Source organism: Zoogloea sp., assembly GCF_028693495.1.
Lineage (GTDB): Bacteria > Pseudomonadota > Gammaproteobacteria > Burkholderiales > Rhodocyclaceae > Zoogloea.
Window position 1 is genome coordinate 1 of record NZ_JAQUVG010000127.1, and the last position, 7,902, is coordinate 7,902.

At 63.5% G+C, this 7,902-nt stretch carries 1 protein-coding gene; it reads left to right on the plus strand.

The annotated features are described in order from the left end of the window. Positions 1-178: 178 nt before the first annotated feature. Positions 179-7,902: strawberry notch C-terminal domain-containing protein (locus tag PHD22_RS15520; protein WP_299868886.1), on the plus strand; the 7,724-nt coding region annotated here is incomplete at its 3' end.

Below are 7,902 nucleotides of genomic sequence, written 5' to 3' on the forward strand. Positions count from 1 at the left end.
AGTACGAGCGCTGGTATCGGGCCGCCACGAGCGAGCTGACCCGGCAGCACCTGCTGCAGTACCTCGAGATCCAGCGGAAGAGCATCGGCGAGTACGGCGACTGGCTGGCCCGCATCGAGCGCGCGGCTGGCGATGAGTGCGGGCTGCTGATCATCGACAAAGAGATGGGGGCGAACTGATGGCCTGCACTTACCGGATGAAGGACGCGGCCGGCGCCTGGCAGACGATCACCGGCAAGCCGGCGATGATGGCAGCGCTGGCCTATGGGCGGCTGGATCATCTGCTGCCGGCGGGGGCGCTGGAGGCAATGACGACGCCCACCGCAGCGCCGAAGTCAGAGGCCGCGCAGCGCCCAGCCCCCGCGCCGGCTCCGAATACCATCTTCACCGAGGACGCCGCAGCCAAGGCCCGGGAACTGCTGCGCAGCAAGCTGGGCCAGCTGAATAGCGGGCTCGACCCCGAGATGCTGCAGGCGGGCATCACGTTGGCCGGCTATCATATCGAGAAGGGGGCGCGCTCTTTCTCGGCCTATGCGCAGGCGATGCTGGCCGACCTGGGCGACGCCGTGCGGCCCTACCTGAAGAGCTGGTACATGGGCGTGAAGTACGACCCGCGCGCCGCCGGCTTCGAGGGCATGGACACCGCGGCCACTGTTGAGGCGGCCGACACCAAGGCCCTAAACACGTCGCTGCGCGAATCGCTCTATCGGGCGATCAAGGCCGGCAACATGCCGAAGGACAATCCAGCCCTTCGCAAGATGGTTCAAGAGGCGGACGGGGCAACCCCTTCGCCCGCACGCATGAAAGAGGCCCAGGAGGATCTGGAGGCGGCCATCGTTATGGTCTCCCGTGACGTGGCGGCTCAGAAGGAGGGCGACCGGACCACCTTTGATGTTCTGCTGCGGCTCTATGAATCACAGCCGAACCTGAACATCCGAACCAGCGCCAGCATTGACAACCAGGCCTACAGCACCCCGGCCCCGCTGGCCTTCCTGACCGCACGCCTCGCCGGAATCGGGAAGGACACGACGATGTATGAGCCGACCGCTGGCAACGGTATGCTGGCGATCACGGCCGCGCCGAGAAACGTGACGGCAACCGAGCTTGATGGTCAGCGCTTCGGCAACCTGCAGGCCTTGGGCGTGAATGTCACGCAGGGCGACGCGCTCAAGGTAGAGGTGCCGCCGAAGTCGGTGGACGCCGTGCACACCAACCCCCCGTTTGGCCCGATCAAGAACGAAAAGGGTGAGTCGATCAAGGTCAAGTTCGACGGTTACACCCTGGGGCAGATCGACCATCTGATTGCCGCGCGTGCGCTGGAGGCGATGAAGGACGATGGCCAGGCCTCGCTGATCATCGGCGCCAACAAAGTCCAGGGTCAGATGAGCAACAACGATCTGATTTTCTTCAACTGGCTCTACGGCAACTACAATGTAACTACGCACTTTGAAGTCAGCGGCGACCTTTACCAGCGCCAAGGGGCCGGCTGGCCCGTTCGGGTAATCACCATCAACGGCCGGGCGAAGTCCGACCAAACCGCACCGGCGCCCGGGACCATCTCCAGGGCAAGCAATTGGAGTGAAGTCTATGAGCAGTTCCAGAAAGGTATGGATTCCGGGCGGGGTGCCGCCGGAAGCCGAAATGGCGCTATCGGTGGAGGCGTCAGGGAAGCCGATAACGCCCGCGCTGTATCGACTTCTGCTGGCGCGGAAGCTGGACAGCCTGATTCAGGCCGACCCGCAGGCCGCCCGCAGCGCACTGGAAATGTCGCAGGAGCAGGCGCCCGAGTTGTGGACAATCGCGGAGCAGTACCCGATGGGCCAGTGGGGCAGCGCGATCGTGGGCAGCGACCTGATGATGGCGCTGCTGGGGCAGATGGCCGGGCCGGGGCGGCTGGGGCAGCCGGAGCCCCCGCAAAGCCTGCGGGAAGTCCTCGAGCTACTGGCGTAAAGGCCGAAGAGAACCAGTTTCAATCCATCTACGTAGCGCGCAGTGCGCGCAAAGACGAGGGCGTTCTGATTCCGGTGAACATGGCCGGCCCGACCCAGGACGCACTCAACCGCCTCGAAGATGAAGTCGGCGACATTGACGAGTTTGTGGCGAAGGAGTTGGGCTACCCGTCCATCGACGCCCTTCACGATGCGTTCATGGGCTTGCAGGTGGATTCTATCGCCTCTGCCGTCTATCAGATCAAGGCCGGCAAGGGGATCATCATTGCTGACCAAACCGGCATCGGGAAGGGCCGGCAGGCGGCCGGCATCATTCGCTGGGCGGCGAAGAACGGCAAAATTCCCGTGTTCGTCACCGTCAAGCCTTCCCTGTTCACGGATATGTACGGCGACCTAGCCGACATTGGGACCAGCGACGTAGCCCCGTTCATCCTGAACTCGAATGCGTGGATCAAAGGCCCGGGCGACGAAAAGCTGTTCGCCAACCGCGCAACCCTCCACAAAGCCGCAACGGAACGCATTGCGACAACCGGCGAGCTTCCCTCTGGCCGCAACGCCCTGTTCCTCACCTACTCGCAGATCAATACCGACAACGTGCAGCGCCGGGCGGTGATGGCCTTGGCGCCCAATGCCGTGTTTGTGCTGGACGAGTCCCACAATGCCGGCGGCGACTCGGGGACCGGCGCCTTTGTGCGGAACACGCTGGGACTGGCGGCAGGGGTTACCTACCTCTCGGCCACCTACGCCAAGCGCCCGGACAACATGCCCGTCTACTTCAAGACCGACATTGGGGACGCCTCGGCTGACGACGACTCGCTCATGGCTGCCATGTCGGCCGGCGGCCTGCCGCTGCAAACGGTCGTCGCCAACAACCTGGTGAAGGCCGGGCAGATGTTCCGCCGGGAGCGATCCTATGACGGCGTGAGCATCGAGAGCCGCGCCGACACCGCCCACCGGGCCGAGCACGTCGAACTTTCGGACAGCACAACCCTTGCCCTTCGCGCCATCGTCAAGGCCGACGCGACCTTCCACGCCAACTACGTGAAGGCCTTGCAGAAGGAGCTTGAGAAGCAGGGCGCCCGCGTGATGGACATGGCCGGCAACCAGGCCAAGGCCAGCGTGGATCACACGCAGTTTTCGAGCGTGGTGCACAACTTCGTTCGTCAGATGCTCCTTGGCCTGAAAGCCCAGGAATCGGCCGATGAAGCCGTCCGCTCGCTCCGTCGCGGCGAGAAGCCATTGATCGCGGTCGAAAACACGATGGGCTCCTTCTTGGCCGAGTACGCCGAGAACAACAACCTGAAGCCGGGCGACTCGCTGGGATCTTTCGACTACCGGACGGTGCTATCCCGTGCGCTGGAGCGCAGCCGCTACATCATTCGGCAGCTTCCGAACGGCGACAAGGTGAAGGAGTACATCCCCCTCAACAAGCTGGACCCGATCAGCCGGGCCGCCTACGAGTCCGCCCAGAACGTCATTGACGAGCTCGAGATCAGCATCCCGGTGTCGCCTATCGACTGGATGCGCAACGAGATCACCAGGGCCGGATTCAGCGTGGCCGAGGTGACCGGCCGAAACCTCTCAGTCGATTACAGCGACCCGAACAACCCCAGGCTGGCCCAGATTGACCCGGCAGAGCAGAAGGACAAGGTGCGCACGACCCGCCTGTTCAACTCCGGCCAGCTTGACGCCTTGGTTCTGAACGTGGCCGGCTCTACGGGTATCAGCTTGCACGCCTCCGAGAAGTTCCAGGACCAGCGCCAGCGCCACATGATCGTGGCCCAGGCCGCTCAGGACATCAACATTTTCATGCAGATGCTCGGGCGCATCCACCGCACCGGACAGGTTCGCCTGCCGAAATACACCATCCTGACGGCCGACCTTCCGGCCGAGATTCGCCCCACGGCGCTGTTGGCGGGGAAAATGAAGTCGCTCAACGCCAACACCTCGAGCAATACCAAGTCGGCAACCTCCGTCGAGTCTTCGGACATGCTGAACAAGTACGGCGATCAGGTCGTAGGGCAATACCTGGCGGACAACCCGGAACTTGCTCAAGCGCTTGGCGTGGATGCGTCTGACGACGACGAGGGGCCGGGGGAAGACATTGCGCGCAAGGCCACCGGCCGGCTGGCGCTGATGCCCATCAAGGTGCAAGAGCAGTTTTACGCCGAAGTCGAAGAGCAGTACCGCGCGCTGATCGACTACCTGAACAAGACGAACCAGAACGACCTTGAGCCGCGCACGTTCGATCTTGATGCGCGCGAACTGAAGTCGGAATTGCTGTTTGAGGGAAGAAACAAGGCCAGCCCGTTTGGCGAGGATGCTTTCTACAACGAATTCAGCATCAAGGCGCAGGGCAAGGCCATGACCCCGGACGAGATCCGGGCCGCAATGAATGAGAACCTGGGCGGCCTGACATCTGACGACCACGCCAGGGCACTTATTGCCTCACTCAAACAGGCGTGGGTGGATGGCATCGAGAACGCCAAGGACGACAACGGCATCGGCGACGTTTTCGATGAAGCCAAGTTTCGCTCTTCGCTGGAGGCCAAGAAGCTCAGCGAGAGTTACATTGAGGCTATGGTTGCCGCGAATCGGGACGCCTACGCCCGCGGCGAAAAGCGCCGGCCGATGACCGTGGCGGACGTGCCGGGGTTTGGCGAGATCGCCAACAAGGGGATGGATTTTGTCCGCTCGCACCCGATCGGCTCAATGTTCCGGGTGGAGATCAACGGCGACAACTACAACGCCGTTGTTACCAACATCCGCAGCACCCACAAGGCCAGCGGCAACCCGTTCAGCCTGAGCAAGTTCCAGGTGACGATTGCCCTGAACGGCGCCCTGCGCTCTCTGACCGTTCCGGCGACGCAGTTTGCCAAGATCGAAACCAGCTACCTCTATGGGGGTTCGGCGAACATCGACGCGCTATTCCGCCCAGGCCCGACCAACGAGCGCGAAACGGCGAAGATCATCACCGGCAACCTGCTGGGGGCCTACGGTGAGATCAGCGAGTCTCGCGGCTCCATTATCACGTTCACCAAGGCGGACGGATCGACGGAGCAGGGTATTCTGATGCCCAAGGCGTTCAACTTCGCCAAGGACGTGCGCAACGACTACCGCCTCAAGACGCCCGATGACGTTCTGAAATTCCTGACCAACAGCAAGAGCGAGAACATTCGGAAGTTCGGCATAAGCTCCCGTGATGGCATCGTGCGCGTGCTCCCGGAGGGCGCCCGAGGGATTGCCATTCAGGTGCCGAAGTCCAAGGCCAAGGGTGGCCGTTTCTTCCTCGATACCCGACTGCGCGAACATGCCGGCGACTTCGTTTCGGTCGGCAACTCGATGTTTGCCTACGTTGAGGACGCAGCAAAGGCCCGGATGGCGCTTGACGTGCTGATGCAGAAACAGGCCTTGTACGCCCTGCCCAGTATGTCCGAAGAAGCCCGCGCCATCATCGGAGATGCCAAGCCTGCCGCCACGATCGCGCAGCAAAGCAAGCCGAGCGCCCCGGCGGCCCCGGCGGCCTCCAGCGCCATCGTTGAGCACACCACCCAGAACGGCAAGGTCTTGCGCGGAATCGTGCGCACCGACCTGACCAGGGCCGAGGCTCAGAAGATCGACCCGTACACCTTCAAGAAGGATGGGGGCTGGTTCATTCGGGAGAGGCACATCAAGGACGATCCGGCTGCGCCGAAGACATCCCGCAGCCCCAACCCCGCCTCCGGCATCACCTACGACACCCTTCCCGCAGCCTTCGCCAAGCGGCTCCCGAAGCTGGCCGGCGCGATCAAGACGATGCTGCGCCGGGGCGCCCTGGGCCAGAAAGGCGGCCTGGTCGTGCTCGACTCCAACGACAGGGCCGACATTGCCCGCGAGTTTGCCAGCCGCACCGGCTGGGACTACCGCGAGACGATGGATATGTTCGAGTCGATGGACGGGAGTGATGTCCATGCGATCTACGACCCGAAGTCGGGCATCACCTTCGCCATTGGCCCGAATCTGGACGAGGCATCGCTGCCGTCGGTGATCCTGCACGAGGCCATTCACGGCCAGCAGCGCGAGGACATCGACGCCAAGGCGATGGCTCTTATCCAGGGGCGTACCAAGGAGGCGCCGGCCCTGCGCGCCTTCCTCGACCGGGTGGCGGAGCGCATGGAGCAGGTGGGCGAGGCCGACAACCGCTTCGAGGCCGCGCCCTACATCGTGGAGATGGCCGTCACGGAGGGTCGCAGCGCGGGATTCTCAGCAGCAGACGGCCCGATTCTGGCCTGGATCGAGAAGAACATCGGCCGGAAGGTGGCCGACCTGGTGCGCGGCTTCGTGGCGACCCTGCGGGCCTGGGCTCTGGCGCATGGCGTGCCGCTGAAGTCGGTGGCGGTGGATGACCTGGTGGCCTACGCGATGGCGGGCGTCGGGCGGGCGGCCCGGGGCAATGTGGTGACGTTGGGTGACGTCGGTGCGGTGGCGTCGAAGGCGGCGCCCAGCACGATCACCGTGGACGGCGTGGAGCGCCCGACCACGAACAGCAAGGGGCAGCCGATCCACCCGACCGAGGAAGGCGTGAGGAACTTCTGGCGCTGGTTTGGGGATAGCCGCGTAGTGGATGCGGAAGGGCGTCCGCTGGTGGTGTATCACGGGACGACGGCGGATTTCAGCTCTTTTAGTGATCTGCGCGCTGGAACCAAAACAGACTCTGGTGGATGGGGCAACGGTTTTTATTTTGCGAGTGACCCTAGCTATGCTGCCGTTTATGCTGGTAGGGCTGATGGGTCCAACGTGATGCCAGTTTACCTGTCGCTGCAAAACCCATATTTTGTAGATGCAAGGGAGCGTACCGTAGCCATTCGGACGCTTGGAATGACACCGCCAGTTGGCGGCCCCAATGCTTCTTGGTCGTCAGAGTTCAGGGGGGCCGTTGAGGATCGCGGACACGATGGCGTCGTCGTGGCCCTTGATGGAGAAGTGGTAGAAGTTGTGGCCTTCCGCCCCGAGCAGGTGAAGTCTGCCATCGGCAACCGTGGCAGCTTCGATGCCAAGAACCCGGATATCCGGTTCTCACGCGCGTCGGGTGCGGTAAGCCGTCTGCGCAGTGTCGCCTCCGGCCAGCCGCGCCCTGATCCGAATGATCCCTTCTCCGCCGAGAATGCCCGCCTGCGCGAGCAGGACAGGCCCCTGTGGCAGAAGGCCAAGAGCCAGCTGCGCCGCTGGCTGGCGCCGGGCGGCCTGCTGCCGGAGCCGGTGTTTGCCGAGAAGATCCGGCGCGACAGCGAATTTCAGGCGGTGGAGTTTGATGTTCGGCACATCGTCGGCGGCTTTGAGCTGGCGGTGAAAGAGGCCTACGGCAAGCGCTTTGACGCGCTGCCTGAGGCGCAACAGCGGGCGCTTTCGGCGGCGCTGGCCGGGCAGGTGCCGGGAAATCTGCCGGCGGGCGTAAAAACCGCCGTCGTGGCGATGCGCCAGTATATCGACAGCCTCTCGGGCGACTACCTGACGATCATCCAGGGCAAGATCGACGCGCTGATGGAGAAGGCCCAGGCAAGCGGCAGGGCGGGCGATGCGGCGCAGGCGATCAACGAGATCGAGCTCTACGAGAAGATCCGCGGCAACGTCGGCAGCTACGTGCACCGGAGCTATCAGGCCTTCGATGATCCGAAGTGGTTTGAGAAGGTGCCGACGGCGACGCTCAACGCGGCCCGGGAGTACCTGGCCGCCGGCTATATGGAGGGCGGCAAGACCAGCCGGCCGGAGGCGCTGCGCCTGGCTGAGGTGGCGTTGCACGAGATTCTGAAGAACGGCACGGCCTATGACTCGATGGAGGCCTTTATCTCCGAGGGCAAGCTTGGCGCCAAAGACCTGAGCGTGCTCATGCGTCGCAAGGAGGTGCCGCAGGTGATCCGCGACGTGCTGGGCGAATACGCCGACCCGAGGGTGAACTTTACGAAGTCGGCCACCAA